The organism is Brumimicrobium sp., assembly GCA_023957385.1.
GTDB lineage: Bacteria > Bacteroidota > Bacteroidia > Flavobacteriales_D > Crocinitomicaceae > Brumimicrobium.
Window position 1 is genome coordinate 500,778 of sequence record JAMLGZ010000001.1, and the last position, 16,691, is coordinate 517,468.

Genomic DNA, 16,691 nt, shown 5'->3' on the forward strand with positions numbered 1-16,691 from the left:
CGATGACTAAATTCAACTATATTTCTATCATTTTCTTATGTTTCTTTTTCTTAGAAAGTTGTTCTAATCAGGAAAATACTGCTATTCATGAAGAAAATTTAAAAACAGAAAAGGAAGCATTTTCAGGAGAATTACCTGAACTTTCTGTATATCATTTACCATCTACTTGGACCAATCAAAATAATGAAACCATTAAATTAGAGGATTTACGTGGAGACATTATTGTTACGGTAATGATTTATACTTCTTGTAAAGCTTCTTGTCCAAGACTAGTTGCTGATGTTAGACGTATTTATGAAAAAGTTAGTGACCATACCAACGAGCAGACTAAATATGTATTTGTTAGTATAGACCCCGAAACAGACACCCCTGAAAGGATGAAAGCATTTGCTAAAGAGAATGAGATGGATACTGACCAATGGATGTTTTTGAGAGGAAATATGGATGATATGCGTGAATTTGCTAATGTTTTAGCTGTAGGTTACAAGCGTATTTCACCTTTGGATTTTTCTCATTCAAATATTATAAGTGTTTTTGATCAGAATGGTGTCTTACAATACCAAAAAGAAGGTTTAGATCAGAATATTGACCAAGTTGTTGAAGAAATTGAAAAGTTATCTTTACAGTAAACATATCTTTTCCAATATCTTTTCAGTTATTATGTAAGTTGGTTTAACTCCAGTTAGACCTAATCCCCCCGATGCTAATGTGCTTCCTGTTTCTAATGGATTGTCTGAAGCATAGTAGGCATATCTGATTTTTATGTCTGGAGAAACACTCTTTCGTATTTTTGACGCAGCCTGAATAGCTTTCTGGTAATGTGCTCCTTCCATTTCCAATCCTATTACATTCCACGTGGATTTCATAAAATAGGTTAATACATCTTTGTTTTGAAGCGAGGTTCCTAATACAGTTATCATATGCCCCTTTATACTTCGAATATCTTCCTTTTCAAAATCTTCCAGATAAAAATCATTTTCAAAGGGATAATTATCAGTCGTTCCCTCAAAAATATGAGCCTGTGGTATCATAATATCTCCTTTTTTTCCTTTTAGAATTCCTGCCTTGCCCATGATGGAAATGGATTGTATATTTAAAAAGATATCCTCTTCCTTACCTTGTTTATAAGGCTTAAGTAGTTCATCCATTGTTTCAAAGGCCTGCTCTCCAAAAGCATAATCCATCACGATGATTACCCCTTGATTGAATATTTTACGAGAGAGATAGCTTTGACTTGAATCAAACTTGGATAAATCAAAGATTTGAACGTCGATGTTTGTTCCTGATTTATCTTTTAAGTAAGTCATTCCTTGTGTAAGCGCAAAATCAAAAATGTCTTTGCGTTCTTTTGTATTCTCTTCCATGCTCAACCGTTCAAAAACTTCTCTCTTAGATAGATTTTTATTCTTTTGTAGAATAATTTGTTTCCCAAATAGATAATTCATCACGCTATGCATATTAGCACTAATGATATGAATAGGTTTTGTTAGGAGATGTTGCTCTTTTAATTCTTTCTTAATTCTGTTTGCCCATGCGTCTCCATGAAAATGATGCCCAGTTCGTTCTCTAAGGATTGAACTAAATAAAATAGTTCGCTTATTGATATCCAAAATTTCGTCGATTGCTAATTTTCCAATCCAATAGATTATTTTTAGAAATCTATGTGGACATTCATCGGTTGAAAACGTTTTATAAACGTTTTGCACTTCATGAAATGGTCTTCCAGTGATACTGGCAACATGAAAGAGGGTGATTTCAATATCCTTTTCTGTTAGATTATCTTGAGAAAGCATTTCTTGTATCTTATTCCACTCATTAGATAAGGTTCCTTTTTCATCTAGGATTACTCTTTTTGCAATTTTATGAGATTCAATAAAAAGAAAGGTAAGATGTGTTAAAATATCATAGATATCAGAACGCCCTCGAGTAATCTCAATATTCATCTGCTCTTTATCTAAGCGATAACAGATTCGCCTCCTTTTAGGTGGGATGATAATCTTTAAGTGAGATGATTTATAACCTTCATCACCTGTAAGGTTAATAATAGAACATTCTTCAATACCTTCTGGTAATCTATCTAAAACATATACCAGTCCATTCAATTCCACTTTTTCTTCTTTTATAGAACCATAAATCTCTGGTTGTAGCTCCAATAAACTTTCTCGTAACATGATTCCTGAAACGCCCATTGGTTTATAAAAGCCACGATTAAACAAATGTCGCATAGCAACATAGATGCGTTCTATCGCCTGAGTAGCTTCTTGAGCCTTTGTTAATTGTCTGTTCTTCATTTCCTTAGATTGTATGGATATATGATTAAAATCAGTTTCTTATAAATACGGTAGTGTAAGATTTTTTGTTAAGCACAATATACTTTAATTTCATAGTTTATTAAACTATTAAACTATAAATTATGAAAAAGGTTTACTACTTATGTATATTTATTTTACTTGGTTTCTCGCTATATGCACAAGAAACTATTGGAGAAGAATCTATGCCACAGGCGGGGTGGACTTATATAGTATCTCTAGATAATACTTCTACTTACTCTATTCCTGCTGGTTCACAAACTGCACAATCATGGGATTATTCTTCATTAACAGAAGCATATCCGAAAGTGCCTACGTATGACTCTACTAAATTCACTCCTTATCAATCAGATTTTCCGAGTTCAACTCTTTACACAAAAGGGCCGGCTTATATGTATAGTGGTTTATTTGGTGGTGCCCCAGTAGGTCAGTCTGCACTGGCAGAAGGATATATGTTTTGGAGAGTAGATCCAACTGGATTCTGGTCAGAAGGATTTGTAGCAGAAAATGGTCCGGTAGCTTATGAAAAAATTCCAATCATGCCAAACGAAATGATTATTCCATTGCCTGGAGTTTTAAATGCTACTTACTCTAATTTCAGTAGTTATCAATATACTTTTCAGGTAAATCCAAGTGATTATGATACCTTATATGTTTCTAAAACTTCTAAAACTTTTGAATATGATGCGTGGGGAACTTTGACTACTCCGTATGGAACTTTTAATAAGGTAGTTCGTGCGCATGAATATCGAATTAAAGCTGATACAGTATATATTAAATTAAACGGAATGACTGTTTTTACCTTAGAGTGGAGTAGAGATACTAGTAATATTTATTACTATATTGATAAAGATACAGAATACCCTGTGCTAACTACTTATGCCGATAAGAATAACGTGGTTCAGTTCACAGAATATTATAAAATGAAATTAGTATCCACCATGGGAATAAAAGAAGAACAAACTTCACAGCTTTCTTTATATCCTAATCCTTTCAATAATCAAATCCATTTCTCTACTGATATTCCTGAATCTTCTCTTCAGTTCTATAATTTAGAAGGGAGGTGTGTAAAAATAGTATCCATAGAGAATGAGGGAATGATTGACGTTTCTGATATGCATGCTGGAGTATATATCTGTAAGCAATATTCAAAAGACGGTAGGTTGTTACAGGTTCAGAAATTGATAAAGTAATCGACTTTTTGCTATCTTTGTTGGTATCTGGTTATTATAACCAGGTACCTTTTTTATATTGTTTTATGCGTATATTCTTTATTCTTATATTGGTAATAGTCTTGGGAGCTTGTGTGCCTGCTAAAAAGTATCATGAACTTTTGATTAACCAACAAACTTGCAATGATGATTTACAGGAATACAAAACTATTGTAGAAACGCAAAGCATGCAATTAGATGTGCAAAAAGAAATTATTGAATTGTTGAAAGAAGATACGACCAATTATGGCAATCAGTATAGGGTATTAAAAGCTAAATATCAACAAGTAAATCAAGCGGATAATCCTTTTAATTCTTCCAAAGAGTTAGGTAGTGGAGCTGGTGGTATGAATGATCTGAGAGGAAAACCAAGAATGCGTTTAGCTAACTTATCTTCAATTCCGGAAACACCTCATACCGACATAGTTGTTATTGCTTTCTCTTTGGTTGTGAATGATCGTGGGAAAGTAGTTAGAGTTAATGTAAGAAACGAAGGAACAACTACAAATAATCAAAAACTGATAGATGAGGTAAAGGAATTAATTCTAAAAGAAGTAAAATATGAGCCCAAAATGGGAGCAAGAGAAGAAATGTTTGATTATAATGTAACGATACAACCTAATTAGTAGCTCCTTTATTAAAAGTTAGTTGTTTACAAGTAATTCATCCCTTATTTATTTTAGTAGTAACATTTCCGAAATTTGTGAGATAACTCATAAATTGAAGCTATGCGTATTTTATTTGTCTTTATGTTGGTAATAACCTTAGGATCTTGCGTTCCAGCCAAGAAGTATAATGAACTTTTGGCTAAAGAAAAAAGTTGCAGTGAGGAATTAAATAAATATAAAACACCTGCTTTAGACAATGAAGCAAATTTAAAAACAGCTCTCGCTCGATTAGATCTGATAGAAGGGGAAATTAAGCAGTTGAAAGAGGATACAACTAATTACGGCAACCAATATCGAGCTTTAAAGGCAAAATATAAGCAAGCAATTGGTTTAAGTGATGCCTTCGAAGAAGAATTGGAAAAAATCAAAAATAGTGACGCACAACATTTGGCCCGTATGAAAGCTGAATTGGAAGGTAAAATTATTGAGACACAGCGCAAAGAAGATGAATTGATGGCAATGGAAAGAACCCTCAATGAAAAACAGAAGTTACTTGCAGAGAAAGAAGAAAGAGTTCGTGAATTAGAGGAAATGATAGCAAAACAAGACGCCGCAGTAAAAGCATTGAGGGATAAAATTGCAAAAGCTTTACTTGGGTTTGAGGGTAAAGGGTTAACAGTGGTCGAAAAAAACGGGAAGATTTATGTGAGTTTGGAAGCTAAATTATTATTCCCTTCGGGAAGTACGGTGGTTGATCCAACTGGAAAAACAGCTGTTATCCAATTAGCAAAAGCTGTAGAAGGTGAAAATGATATGGAAATTGTCGTAGAAGGACATACAGATACAGATCGATTAAGTAGTTCTGTTTCTCCTAAAAACAACTGGGAATTATCTGTTTTAAGAGCAACAGCCGTAGTAGAAATCATGACAGCAAATTCAGATATAAATCCAGCGATACTTACGGCAGCAGGTCGCTCTGAATTTCATCCAATTGATCCAAATGACAAAGCAAAAAACCGCCGTATTGAGGTGATTATTGCACCTAAATTGGATGCTTTATTTGAATTAATTTCCAAGTAAGAGAGAGTAATATATCTTCCTATTTCTTCTGCATCCCTTTGTTTATATAGGTTCTCATTTTTGGCTTAAGTTTTGTTAAATATTTGTTAACGAAATTTTAAAAGAAAAATTATGGAAACTAAAAAACAACATCGAGCAGATATTGAGAGCCTACGAGTTCCTTTGGTATTTTTAGGCGCTTTTATCATTGGAAGTATTGTAACAATGTCCTTTGCGTATAAAGAACCTTTGTATTTGGTAAAGAATAATCAAGGGCTTCAAATGAAGGATAATATTCCTATTGAATTCATTGTAGAGGAAAAAATAATAGAGAATGATGTACCTATCATACAGCCTATTGAGATGCCCCAACCTATCATTGAACCAACAGAGCTTTCTAAAACAAAAGATAATGTTGATGAGGATGAGAAATTAATTGTAAAGGTTGATCCTATTATAATTGTTGAGCCAATTATTGATAAACCAATAGCTCCCATTGTTATTTACCCAGATTTAGAAGCTGAGTTTCCGGGTGGTTTGGTTGCCATGAAAAAATTTATGGGTGAAGAAACAAAGTATCCCGAATATTCTCAAACTGTTGGAGATCAAGGTAAGGTCTTTGTTGAATTTGTAGTAAATACGGATGGAAGCATCGAACAAATTAAAGTGATTAGAGGTGTTTCTAAAGAGTTAGACGCAGAAGCAATGCGTGTAGTACGAAAAATGCCAAAATGGAAGCCTGCTCAAGTGAATGGTGAAAATGTTAGAACACGGTGTCGTATTCCATTTAATTTTGGTTTTAGAAACTAAAGAAGCTATAATTTTAGTTGTTTTCAGAAAAAGTCTGCCCATAGGTAGGCTTTTTCCTTTTTATGTTGTACATTGTGGGGTAAATTTTAAACGTATGTGGACTAAACGAGAAATTTGTAGTTTTATTGATCTAACTTCCCTTAATTCGTATGACTCACCTACTAGCATAAGAGCATTTATTCAGCAGGCAATCGATTATGATAAACAAGGATTTTCGGTAGCAGCTGTTTGTGTTTTCCCTAATTTTGCTCCTTTAGTCATTGACCTCTTACAAGAGAGTTCAATTAAAGTAGCCGTTGTGGCAGGTAATTTTCCCAACTCGCAAGGGTTTCTTACCACTAAAATACATGAATGTGGATTAGTACTTGATGCTGGTGTAGATGAAGTGGATATAGTGTTAAACTTAGGGGCTTTTGATGAGGGAGATTATGAACAAGTAGTTTCTGAAGTGAGAGCATTTAAAGGAATAATGCCTAATCAGACGCTTAAGGTTATTTTAGAGACGGGTTACTTAAAAACTCCTGAGAGAATTCAAAAAGCATGTGAATTAGCTATTGCAGGAGGCGCTGATTTTCTTAAAACTTCTACTGGCAAAGAATATCCAGGAGCTTGCATAGAAGCTGCTGAAGTTATGGCAAAAGCTATCTCAGGCTCTGCAAAAAAGGTTGGATTAAAAATTAGTGGTGGCGTGAAAACTTATGAAGATGCTGTGAAATACTGTGAAGCAGTAGAGAAGCACTTAGGAAAAAATTTTATGACTCCAAAAACATTCCGCATAGGTGCTAGTTCCTTAATTAAGGATTTAATGAGAGAATTAGTATAGACGTGGTACAAAATCTTTTTGAAAAATATAAAATTGCCATCGAAGCAGCTCTTGAAGCTTCCAATGAAATTCTACGCATTTATGTGTTGGATTTTGAACGAACTATAAAAGAAGATGGTAGCCCTATGACATCTGCTGATTTAAAATCATCTGAAATTATTGAACGCTACCTTAATCTAACATTTATCCCTTACATTGGAGAAGAGCAAGAGAAAGCTCCATATTCCAAACGAAAAAATTGGAAGCAAACATGGTGCTTTGATCCTTTGGATGGCACAAAAGAATTTATCAAAAAAAACGGCGAATTTGTTGTTAATATAGCTTTAATAGAGGACAATCAACCTATTTTCGGTCTCATTGCATCTCCTTTCTTTAAAAAAATCATTCTCGGAGAAATTGGAAGTGGAGCGTATGAATTTTCTTATAGTGATGCACTTAAGCCTGAAAAATGGAAGAAAATACCAACCTTAGGAACACATAATTCCCCTTTACATATTATTTCTTCTAAGAGTCACTATTCAGGAAATTTATTGTTATTGGCTGAAGATTTAGCTAAAAAACAGGGAGAAATACGTTCAACTCGCATGGGGTCTGCACTTAAATTCTTTGATTTAGTTAACGGTAGGGCAGATGTGTATCCTCGTTTTGCTCCTACTATGGAATGGGATATTGCTGCTGGACAAGCTATATATGAAGCTGTAGGTGGAAAAATTATTGATGTAATGACTGGAAAATCATTAACCTATAATAAAGAAGATTTGTATAATCCCTATTTTATTGCCTATAATCCATCCGTGCAAGTTTCTCTCGATTTTATTCAGCAAAGTATAATAGATGAATAATTATATTCGGTATCTTTGACAAAAATTTAAAAATATGAAAGGATTAATTGCAGCGCACTCAGGAATGAGATATATTGTTCTCTTATTTATATTGGTAGCAATCATTAATGCAGCACGTAAATTAAAAGCAACTAATTATACCAAGAAAGATAACCTCATTAATTTATTAACGATGGTATTTCTACATATACAGTTATTGCTTGGAATGATATTATACATCAAAAGCCCAAAGGTTCAGTTTGCCAAAGAAATGATGAAGGAAACTACGTTGAGATTTTTTACTATGGAACACGTGTTGATTATGGTTATAGCCATAACTCTAATAACTCTTGGAAAGATGAAGGCAGGTAAGTTGGAAGATCCTACAGCCAAACATCAAATCATTTTTAAATATTATGGCTTAGGATTAATCATTCTTTTTGTTGGAATTCCTTGGCCTTTCCTATACAATGTAGGAGCACAATATTTCTAAAAAATGTGATCGCTTTATAGATGGAAGTTGGTAAATTAAATTCTCAGTGGGAAGGAGAGCGCGCTGTTCTCATCGGAATTATTGAGAAAGGGAAGGATGAAAAAGAAGCGATAGATCATATCGAAGAGCTTGAGTTTTTAGCACAAACTGCGGGTGCACATACTCAAAAACGGTTTATGCAAAAAATGGATATGCCTGATACGCGTACTTTTTTAGGAAGTGGTAAGATTGAGGAAGTTCGTGATTATGTTAAAGAAAATGAGATTGATGTAGTTATCTTCGATGATGAACTTTCTCCTGCACAACTTCGAAATATAGAGCAAATTTTAAATATAAAGATACTCGATAGAAGTACGTTGATTCTGGATATTTTTGCATCCCGTGCACAAACCGCACATGCGCGTACCCAAGTTGAATTGGCACAGTATGAATATTTGTTGCCAAGACTAACTCGAATGTGGACGCACCTTGAACGTCAGAAAGGAGGTATTGGAATGCGTGGACCGGGAGAAACACAGATTGAGACAGACCGAAGAATTATCAAACAAAAAATTTCTTTACTCAAAAAGAAATTAGTGGATATTGACAAGCAGAAAGCTGTTCAGCGCGGAAATAGAGGGCAACTGGTTCGTGTTGCATTAGTAGGATATACCAATGTAGGCAAGAGTACCATTATGAATGTTCTGAGTAAATCGGATGTTTTCGCAGAAAATAAACTCTTTGCAACATTAGATACTACCGTAAGGAAAGTAGTATTAGGTAATTTACCTTTTTTACTTTCCGATACAGTAGGTTTTATTCGAAAACTCCCTCATCAGTTGATAGAATCTTTTAAATCGACACTTGACGAAGTTAGAGAAGCGGATGTGTTAGTTCATGTGATAGATATTTCTCATCCAAATTTTGAGGATCATTATCGTGTAGTTAATGAAACTCTATCTGAAATCGATAAGACGGAGAAGCCAACTATTTTGGTTTTTAACAAGATAGATGCATATAACTATATTCCTCAGGAAGATGGAGATTTAAACCCAAAAGAGTTGGGAAACTATTCATTAGAAGAGCTTAAAAAACAATGGATGGCTAAAATGAATAATCGTAAATGCGTATTTATTTCAGCTCAAAATAAAGAAAATTTGGAAGAACTTCGTACCGTACTTTACGAGGAAGTAAAGCGAATTTTTGAAGTAAGGTATCCTTATAATAATTTCTTGTATTAAACCCGTTGTGCATTTAGGTAAAATGCATGATATAATCTTAGATCCCGACACTCTTTCGTCCGTCGGGGTGATAATACATGGAGGGGGTTAGGCGGTCGGCTTTGCCGACCGATAGTAACCCCCAACAATTGTCACCCCGAGAACCTTGGTTGCTTGGGGTCTATTTTTTTAAATAAATTCTATTTTCTTACATCCTCGCAGATTAAACACAATCTATATATAGTAGAGATTATTGTTCTTATTAGTTTTTGTAGATGCACAACGGGTTGTATTAAATCATTTTGTAGCTATACTAACACAAATTGGTAATCTTTTAAGAGCGCTCTTAATGCAGGGTCAGGTCCCAAAAACTGTTCTCCGAATCGGTCCATTTCTTCTTTAGTTTCTAAAGAAAGATTTTCTTGGATTTCTTCCATGAGTTCTTGACCTATCACAAAAGGAGCTGCATTTAGAATTACTTCTCCATTTACAAAATTCCCAATAATGTGGTATTCATCATTGAGCTTTATTTCATTATTGGTTAATAAACAGCGTTTGTTCCAGTTTTCTTCCCAATTATTTTCCCATAAAGCAGTTCGTTTTTCCATCATCCCTTTTTCCGTCATGACTTGTTCCATATAGGCTCGGGAATGTTTGCTCATTTTGGCTGCTTGTTTTTCAGCACAAGGAGTACAAATGGCTATTTCAAATATGGTAACTTCTTGGTGTTCATCAATGCGTTTGAAAGCTTTCTCGATAGAGTAAGGTTGTCCATTATAAAGAGATTCTCCACACACTTTACAGTGATGAAATGTTTCTCCATCCACATCCGAATAAAATGGTTTAGGAATAATATTGCTCATATTATTTTTCTAATTCTTTTAAATAATTCTTTAGATTTTGTTCATCCTTCATATTTAGAATTAGCAATTTATTTCCTGATTCTACAACGATATAATCATGTAAACCTTGGATGATTGCTTCTTTATCATGAGATAAATTTATAACACAATTGGAAGAATTAAAAACAAAAGTTCTATCTCCTTTGATATAGTTTCCGTTTGCATCTCGATCTAAATGATTGTATAAACTTCCCCATGTTCCTAAATCACTCCAATCAAAGTCAGCCAAAACAACTTCTACATTTTTAGCATTCTCCATAACCGCAAAGTCAATAGAAATATTTTCACAGTCTTGGAATGCTTTGTTTACATACTTAACCTCTTTTGCGGTATTATAAACACTCATGTTGCCACAAAATTGATTATACAATTCAGGTTTAAATTTTTCTAATGCACTTAAGATAGTAGATGCTTTCCAAACAAAGATTCCAGAATTCCAATAGTAGTCACCACTTTTAAGAAATATTTCAGCCACCTCTCGGTTTGGTTTTTCGGTAAATTGCTTTACTTTAGAAACTTGCCCTGGAATGGTATCTCCATCTAGATGGAATTGAATATATCCATAACCTGTATCTGGACGGGAAGGTTTTATACCTAAAGTAAGGATATTTGCTTTATTTGCTGAATGTTTTAAAGCGATTTCTACAATGTTCTTAAATTTATCTTCTTTTAGAATCAGATGGTCAGAGGGTGCTACCAACAAATTTGCTTTTTTATTAATAGCATAAATCTTTGCAGCAGCATAAGCGATACAAGGGGCGGTATTCTTGCGTTCAGGCTCTGTCAATATCTGATTTGCTTTAAGTTGAGGTAATTGTTCTTTAATTAAGGCTTTATAACGTTCATTGGTAATAACGTAAATATTCTCTTTTGCGATAATTTTTAATAGCCTCTCATACGTCAATTGAATCAAGGTCTTCCCAATGCCTAATACATCCAGAAATTGCTTGGGTCTTTCCTCTACGGATAAAGGCCAAAATCTACTCCCTACTCCTCCGGCCATGATTACTGCATAATTATCTTTGTTCATATAGTTTCTTTTATAGGTTCTACTTCAGCCATTCTACTGACTAAAAATTGTTTACCTGTTTTAATTTCTTTACACAAATATCTACTCCTTCTTAAATTTCCACGCTGAAACACTCTATCTTTTAAGCGAAAATAGGAATTATTACCAACTTCTTCGAGTAATACCATAGATTCCTGTCGTAAATCATATTTTTTGAGGGCACGAGATAGATGCAGATCTGTACAACTAGAAGCTTTGGGATTGTTAATGCTTTTAATAATAGCAATTTCAATATCTTTTGGTAATGTACCCATATTAATAATTGGAATGAGAAGACTGCGAAATTCTGCCTTCCATTCATCTCCATGTGCTTTAACTCTACTACCATGCTTCACATGTGTGTTTAAATGGGCAAATTCATGAATGGTGGTAATCATAAATGCGTAAGGATTTAGGTTGCCATTTACTGTGATGCGATGAGGTTTATCTTTGTGCGGCATGCTATAGTCTCCTAATTTGGTAGATCTAGGCTTACTCACTGTAAAGGAGAGCGATTGGGAAAACATCAAATCTGTAATGTACGGAATAAATTCTTCTGGTACATACCTTTTTAACGATTTACTGATTCTCTCTCTTTTGCTTAGCATAGTAGCAAAAATAGAAAATAATTCCCTTAAATCTACACTGAGAATATAGAGTGTTTCAACAAATTCATTAGTTTTGTTATTTCGTATTATACAGATATGGGATTTTTTCAGAAATTAAGCGAAGTGTTGATGATTAAGAAAATCTTAATTCATATTGCATTAGTGATTCTCGCATGGATACTTATTATTTTTGGAAGTAAATTATACTTTTCTGGATTCACTCATCATGGGGAAACAATAGATGTTCCTAATTTCTTGAATAACAACATAAAGGATGTTCCTAAACTAATAGGAGATCGTGAATTGGAATATGAAATTTTGGATTCGGTATATAACCCTGATTTAGTAGCGGGAACAATTATTTATCAAAATCCTATGCCTACTGATTCAAGCGGTGTAAAAGTCAAACAAGGACGTGTAATTACGGTTCGAGTTTCTAAGCGTTCTAGAGATGTAATTGTTCCTGATGTAATCAGTAAAAGTCAGCGTTTTGCAGAAGCGATTTTACTTACCAAAGGCTTACGTACGAAGGTGATTTATGTACCTAGTTTTGAGGATCAAGGAGGTGTTATTGATGCAAAATATAAAGGAAAGAAAATCACACATGGGTTGAAGGTGCCTATTAATTCAGTTATTGAGTTAACTGTTGGAAAGAAAACCTTAGGCGCTCTAGTGGATGTTCCGAATTTACTTGGCCTTACAATAAGTGAAGCAGAAGCTCGTTTTAACGGAGGTACAAGTTTGCAGTTATTCTCTATCTGCTCCGCATGTCAAACCAAAAGCGATAGTTTGAATGCTAAGATTATCCGCCAAACACCAATTGGGGGAGATAGTAGTAAGATTCCAATGGGATCTACAATCACTGTGTTCTTGTCACCTAATGCAGAAGATAATAACGATTAGGAAATATTAATTTATGAAACAAATTTTTCTCGTATTTTTCACACTATCTATGTTTCCTCTATGGGCACAGGATGGTGTTAGTCGTATTACGGTCAACCCAGACTTATTCAAAACACAAAAAGAAGTTTCAGCTATTAAGGATAAATCTCTTGTAAATAGCTTTGACAGTACGGTGGTTTATCTTACGGATACGCTTACATTACCATTTTTTGATGAATTCTCAAGAGATAATTTTCAGGAATATAACGCCACCTTAGGAGATCCAACCTTAGGAGAAAAATTATACTATCGTATGTTGGATGAGAATACTTCTCTTCCATTAGATCCAGATACTAAATTGACTAATACAAAAACTTTTAAGTCTATTTATGATCCTATATTGGATACCACGATTTACTATTATTTTGACTCTATTCGTTTCTTATATGATGATTTATCTAAATATGCTCCTGATTATATATTGAATTATGCATATCCTCCGTTTTATGTGTTAGACACATTGGATGGTTCAGGAGATCCTGCTGATACTATTTGGTTGAATGCTAGTAAATGGGATTTTGTACAAGATTCTGCTCGAATCTTTTTCGATACTATCCATGCTCCAACTAAACTTTGGTTAAATCGACAGGCATATCATAATTATCGTTTTGCCGTAAAACCATGGTCATTAGGTGTGGTTACTTTTGATGGATTGGACGAAAATGGATACCCATATAATTTCAATTCAAGTATCAATGCAAATGCAGACACTTTGTTAGCTAAACCACTTGATTTATCGGTAAATACTAAGGCAGATTCTATCTACTTTAGTTTCCTCTACCAAAAAGAAGGATTTGGTGATATTCCAGAAAGTAATACAGACTCTTTATTCTTGGATTTCTATTCTCCTATTGCGGATAAATGGAAACGTGTATGGCGAACTAATGGCGGTGCAACAACCGATTTTAAAGTAGCTCATATTCCAGTAGTAAACGATAATTATTTTGCAAAAGGATTCCAGTTCCGTTTCATTAATTATGGGTCACAAGCAGGTTTATTAGATCATTTTCATATTGATTATGTGCACTTGAGAGCTACCTCAGGATATCAAGATACACTATTTAAAGATTTTGCCATTGTATATCCTATCAATAGTTTATTGAAAGATTATACGAGTGTACCATGGAAACATTATCAGAATAATCCATCTGGAAAAATGAGTGATGCAGTTGAAATGACGGTACGAAATGGAAGTGAATTAACTGAAAACAACCAAAATGGTGCTGTAAATGTGTATTATGAAGGAAGTCTAGAAGGTAGCTTTGTAATGAATGCTTCCACACTCTCCGGAGGGAATATTAACTATGCCCCTCGAACAACATATGCTAGTTTCCATGATTTTTCTACAGGATATAGCTTTAATCCCACTCTAGGAAATGATACCATGGCTTATTTTGATTACGAAGGAATTGCTACAGCACAATTTCCAAATAATCCTGTGAATGATACAACCTTTGGAAGACAAGTATTTGAAAATTACTATGCGTATGATGATGGAACAGCTGAGAAAGCGTATGGTGTAACAGGAGAACAAGGGTTATTGGCCTATAAATTTGAAGCATACCAACCCGATTCCTTAATTGCTGTACGTATTCATTTTGTACCCACAGTGGTAGATGTTTCCAATCATCTATTTTTACTTACTGTATGGGATAACAAAAATGGAAAACCAGGTAATGTGCTATACCAAGATCAGTTCTTTTATCCGAACCAACCGATATACACTCATGGACAAAATGAATTTAAAACATATTTCTTTAAAGACACTATGAAAGTGGGAGTTGGAGAGACCTTTTTTGTTGGTATGCGTCAGTTGGAAGAAGAGCGTTTGAATATTGGGTTAGATGTAAATATTGATAATTCAGATAAAATATTCTGGAGTATTGATGGGGGAGGAAATTGGTATAATTCTAATTATGCTGGCTCTTTGATGATTAGACCAGTGGTAACAAGCAACATGGATATTTATCTAGGTATTGAAGAAAATGAGCAAAAAATAGTTTCTACTGATTTTGTGGTTTATCCCAACCCAAGTAGAGGAATGATTCATATCCGAATGGAACAAGAATCTCTTGGAACTTCTTTTGAAATTCGAGATCTCAATGGAAGAATTGTAAAATCATTCACAGAAACAGAAAATGTTGATATTTCTTTCCTTCAAAAAGGAATCTATTTAATCAGCAGAATAGATAATCATCAACTAGTTCAAACTAAAAAAATAGTAGTACAATAAACTATGAATTTGGATGAAGAATTTGATGACTCAGTAGAGAATGAGGAGGGTGAGGAACTATTTGAACATCATAAATACGTTGCAGATAAAGGTCAAGAGGTATTAAGAATTGATAAATTCTTGCTGGACCGCATGCCAAATACATCCCGCAATAAAATTCAGAATGCCGCTAAGAATGGAAATATTCTTGTGAATGGTGCCACAGTTAAACAAAATTATAAGGTTAAACCCCTAGATGAGATATCTATAGTCATGCCTTATCCTGTTCGAGAGATTGAATTAATTCCTGAGGATATCCCTTTAGATATTATTTATGAAGATGATGAGGTTATTGTAGTTAATAAGCAAGCTGATATGGTTGTTCATCCGAGTTATGGACATTATACAGGCACCCTTGTGAATGCATTAATCTATCATTTTGAACAATTACCTACAAAATCTAATGACTATTTTGGTCGCCCTGGATTAGTACATCGCATTGATAAAAACACAACTGGTTTATTGGTTGTAGCTAAGACAGAAGATGCACTCACTAAATTGGCTAAACAATTTTACGATAGAACAACTGAACGTCGCTATCAAGCTTTAGTTTGGGGTGATGTCAAAGAGGATGAAGGAACCATTGAGGGAAATCTTGGTCGCTCCTTACAAAATCGAAAATTAATGACTGTTTTTCCGGAAGGTGATCATGGAAAAGTAGCCATAACACACTATAAGGTTCTTCGTCGATATGGGTATGTTACCTTGATAGAATGTCAATTGGAGACTGGTAGAACACATCAGATTCGTACACACTTAAAATATATAGGTCACCCACTTTTTAATGATTTAGAATACGGTGGAAATAAAATTTTAAAGGGAACCACTTTTACCAAATACAAGCAATTTGTCGAAAATAATTTTGCGTTAATACCTGGTCAGGCTTTACATGCAAAAACGCTTGGTTTTGAACATCCAAAAACAGGTGAATACATGCGTTTCGATTCTGATCTACCTCCAAATTTTCAGCAAATTTTAAGTCGTTGGGAAACCTATTTATCCGCTCGAAACGAGGAGTAATTAAGCTCCAAACAAAGCCTTTAATTCTGTAGCATCTTCTGGCTTCATTTTGCCATCTAAAATGAGTGCTAATTGTTTTCTTCTAAGTGCTCCATCAAAGCGAGTCTGTTCTTCCTCTGTTTCAGGAATTAATGGGGGAACGTTGATAGGCCCTCCATGTTGATCTACCGCAACGAATGTATATATTGCTTCGTTGTGCTTCACACGCTCGCCTGATACTTGATCTTCAACGAACACATCAATATATACTTCCATGGAACTGGTAAAAGCTCGTGATACCTTTGCTTCTACTGTAACCACTGAAGATTCTTTAATGGGTGTTTTGAAACTTACATTGTTTACACTTGCTGTAACCACAACACGACGAGAATGGCGTTGTGCAGCAATAGCAGCTGTAATGTCCATCCAACTTAATAAGGCACCACCAAATAGATTTCCATGGTCGTTTGTATCGTTTGGTAGAACAATCTTAGTGGTAATAGTTTTTGATTCGGAGGGAGTTTTACCTTTCATGTCTTTTTTTGGCAAAAATAAAGAATATATGGGAATGATTCATAATAAATCTA

The 16,691-nt window shown here is 34.3% G+C and carries 17 protein-coding genes; 12 read left to right on the forward strand and 5 right to left on the reverse strand.

Annotation, left to right across the window (positions count from 1 at the left end; translation table 11 throughout):
* Positions 1 to 2 precede the first annotated feature (2 nt).
* Positions 3 to 629, forward strand: a complete 627-nt coding sequence (locus M9897_02180) for an SCO family protein (GenBank protein MCO5267686.1) — start codon at positions 3 to 5, stop codon at positions 627 to 629.
* On the opposite strand, the gene M9897_02185 is transcribed toward M9897_02180, so the two are convergent.
* Positions 621 to 2,291 carry a hypothetical protein gene (locus tag M9897_02185; protein MCO5267687.1) on the reverse strand — a complete coding sequence of 557 codons (1,671 nt, stop codon included), beginning with the start codon at positions 2,289 to 2,291 and terminating at the stop codon, positions 621 to 623. The two genes, M9897_02180 and M9897_02185, sit on opposite strands and share 9 nt — an antisense overlap.
* A 122-nt stretch (positions 2,292 to 2,413) precedes the next feature.
* Between M9897_02185 and M9897_02190 the strand changes: the two genes are divergently transcribed.
* The 8 genes from M9897_02190 to hflX all read left to right on the forward strand — a co-directional run bounded on the left by M9897_02190 (position 2,414) and on the right by hflX (position 9,354).
* Positions 2,414 to 3,502 carry a T9SS type A sorting domain-containing protein gene (locus tag M9897_02190; GenBank protein ID MCO5267688.1) on the forward strand — a complete coding sequence of 363 codons (1,089 nt, stop codon included), beginning with the start codon at positions 2,414 to 2,416 and terminating at the stop codon, positions 3,500 to 3,502.
* A gap of 65 nt (positions 3,503 to 3,567) precedes the next feature.
* Positions 3,568 to 4,146, forward strand: coding sequence for a hypothetical protein (locus M9897_02195; GenBank protein ID MCO5267689.1), 579 nt, complete (start codon positions 3,568 to 3,570; stop codon positions 4,144 to 4,146).
* A 102-nt stretch (positions 4,147 to 4,248) separates the two neighbouring features.
* Entirely contained in the window at positions 4,249 to 5,208 is a 960-nt protein-coding gene (locus M9897_02200) for an OmpA family protein (protein ID MCO5267690.1), read from the forward strand.
* Positions 5,209 to 5,319: 111 nt separating this feature from the next.
* On the forward strand, positions 5,320 to 5,997 hold the full coding sequence (locus M9897_02205) for a TonB family protein (GenBank protein ID MCO5267691.1): 678 nt from the start codon (positions 5,320 to 5,322) through the stop codon (positions 5,995 to 5,997).
* 94 nt (positions 5,998 to 6,091) lie between these two features.
* Positions 6,092 to 6,820: a deoxyribose-phosphate aldolase gene (gene deoC / locus M9897_02210; protein MCO5267692.1), complete on the forward strand. Its 729-nt coding sequence runs from the start codon at positions 6,092 to 6,094 to the stop codon at positions 6,818 to 6,820.
* 2 nt (positions 6,821 to 6,822) lie between these two features.
* Positions 6,823 to 7,662 (forward strand): 3'(2'),5'-bisphosphate nucleotidase CysQ, encoded by an 840-nt coding sequence (locus tag M9897_02215; GenBank protein ID MCO5267693.1) that lies wholly within the window; start codon positions 6,823 to 6,825, stop codon positions 7,660 to 7,662.
* A gap of 34 nt (positions 7,663 to 7,696) precedes the next feature.
* Positions 7,697 to 8,134, forward strand: coding sequence for a hypothetical protein (locus M9897_02220; protein MCO5267694.1), 438 nt, complete (start codon positions 7,697 to 7,699; stop codon positions 8,132 to 8,134).
* A gap of 20 nt (positions 8,135 to 8,154) precedes the next feature.
* A complete protein-coding gene (gene hflX, locus M9897_02225; protein MCO5267695.1) occupies positions 8,155 to 9,354 on the forward strand; it encodes a GTPase HflX in 1,200 nt (399 codons plus the stop codon).
* 287 nt (positions 9,355 to 9,641) lie between these two features.
* On the opposite strand, the gene M9897_02230 is transcribed toward hflX, so the two are convergent.
* The 3 genes from M9897_02230 to M9897_02240 are packed head-to-tail and all read right to left on the reverse strand — an operon-like array spanning position 9,642 to position 11,891.
* Positions 9,642 to 10,196, reverse strand: coding sequence for a hypothetical protein (locus tag M9897_02230; protein MCO5267696.1), 555 nt, complete (start codon positions 10,194 to 10,196; stop codon positions 9,642 to 9,644).
* 1 nt (position 10,197) lies between these two features.
* On the reverse strand, positions 10,198 to 11,265 hold the full coding sequence (locus M9897_02235) for a mannose-1-phosphate guanylyltransferase (protein ID MCO5267697.1): 1,068 nt from the start codon (positions 11,263 to 11,265) through the stop codon (positions 10,198 to 10,200).
* Positions 11,262 to 11,891 carry a SprT-like domain-containing protein gene (locus tag M9897_02240; GenBank protein MCO5267698.1) on the reverse strand — a complete coding sequence of 210 codons (630 nt, stop codon included), beginning with the start codon at positions 11,889 to 11,891 and terminating at the stop codon, positions 11,262 to 11,264. Before M9897_02240 ends, M9897_02235 begins: the two co-directional genes overlap by 4 nt.
* A 96-nt stretch (positions 11,892 to 11,987) precedes the next feature.
* On the opposite strand from M9897_02240, the gene M9897_02245 reads away from it, so the two are divergent.
* Genes M9897_02245 through M9897_02255 form a run of 3 tightly spaced genes read left to right on the forward strand, consistent with a single transcriptional unit; the run spans position 11,988 to position 16,125 of the window.
* The gene (locus M9897_02245; GenBank protein MCO5267699.1) at positions 11,988 to 12,794 is read left to right on the forward strand and encodes a PASTA domain-containing protein; all 807 of its coding nucleotides are present in this window, start codon (positions 11,988 to 11,990) and stop codon (positions 12,792 to 12,794) included.
* A gap of 13 nt (positions 12,795 to 12,807) precedes the next feature.
* The gene (locus M9897_02250; GenBank protein MCO5267700.1) at positions 12,808 to 15,066 is read left to right on the forward strand and encodes a T9SS type A sorting domain-containing protein; all 2,259 of its coding nucleotides are present in this window, start codon (positions 12,808 to 12,810) and stop codon (positions 15,064 to 15,066) included.
* Positions 15,067 to 15,069: 3 nt separating this feature from the next.
* Positions 15,070 to 16,125 (forward strand): RluA family pseudouridine synthase, encoded by a 1,056-nt coding sequence (locus M9897_02255; GenBank protein ID MCO5267701.1) that lies wholly within the window; start codon positions 15,070 to 15,072, stop codon positions 16,123 to 16,125.
* On the opposite strand, the gene M9897_02260 is transcribed toward M9897_02255, so the two are convergent.
* Entirely contained in the window at positions 16,126 to 16,638 is a 513-nt protein-coding gene (locus tag M9897_02260) for an acyl-CoA thioesterase (GenBank protein MCO5267702.1), read from the reverse strand.
* Between the last annotated feature and the right edge of the window lie 53 nt (positions 16,639 to 16,691).

Coding starts and splice junctions, on each gene's coding strand:
- M9897_02180 (MCO5267686.1), top strand. CDS start 3: ATGACTAAATTCAACTATATTTCTATCATTTTCTTATGTTTCTTTTTC.
- M9897_02185 (MCO5267687.1), bottom strand. CDS start 2,291: ATGAAGAACAGACAATTAACAAAGGCTCAAGAAGCTACTCAGGCGATA.
- M9897_02190 (MCO5267688.1), top strand. CDS start 2,414: ATGAAAAAGGTTTACTACTTATGTATATTTATTTTACTTGGTTTCTCG.
- M9897_02195 (MCO5267689.1), top strand. CDS start 3,568: ATGCGTATATTCTTTATTCTTATATTGGTAATAGTCTTGGGAGCTTGT.
- M9897_02200 (MCO5267690.1), top strand. CDS start 4,249: ATGCGTATTTTATTTGTCTTTATGTTGGTAATAACCTTAGGATCTTGC.
- M9897_02205 (MCO5267691.1), top strand. CDS start 5,320: ATGGAAACTAAAAAACAACATCGAGCAGATATTGAGAGCCTACGAGTT.
- deoC (MCO5267692.1), top strand. CDS start 6,092: ATGTGGACTAAACGAGAAATTTGTAGTTTTATTGATCTAACTTCCCTT.
- M9897_02220 (MCO5267694.1), top strand. CDS start 7,697: ATGAAAGGATTAATTGCAGCGCACTCAGGAATGAGATATATTGTTCTC.
- hflX (MCO5267695.1), top strand. CDS start 8,155: ATGGAAGTTGGTAAATTAAATTCTCAGTGGGAAGGAGAGCGCGCTGTT.
- M9897_02230 (MCO5267696.1), bottom strand. CDS start 10,196: ATGAGCAATATTATTCCTAAACCATTTTATTCGGATGTGGATGGAGAA.
- M9897_02235 (MCO5267697.1), bottom strand. CDS start 11,265: ATGAACAAAGATAATTATGCAGTAATCATGGCCGGAGGAGTAGGGAGT.
- M9897_02240 (MCO5267698.1), bottom strand. CDS start 11,891: ATGCTAAGCAAAAGAGAGAGAATCAGTAAATCGTTAAAAAGGTATGTA.
- M9897_02245 (MCO5267699.1), top strand. CDS start 11,988: ATGGGATTTTTTCAGAAATTAAGCGAAGTGTTGATGATTAAGAAAATC.
- M9897_02250 (MCO5267700.1), top strand. CDS start 12,808: ATGAAACAAATTTTTCTCGTATTTTTCACACTATCTATGTTTCCTCTA.
- M9897_02255 (MCO5267701.1), top strand. CDS start 15,070: ATGAATTTGGATGAAGAATTTGATGACTCAGTAGAGAATGAGGAGGGT.
- M9897_02260 (MCO5267702.1), bottom strand. CDS start 16,638: ATGAAAGGTAAAACTCCCTCCGAATCAAAAACTATTACCACTAAGATT.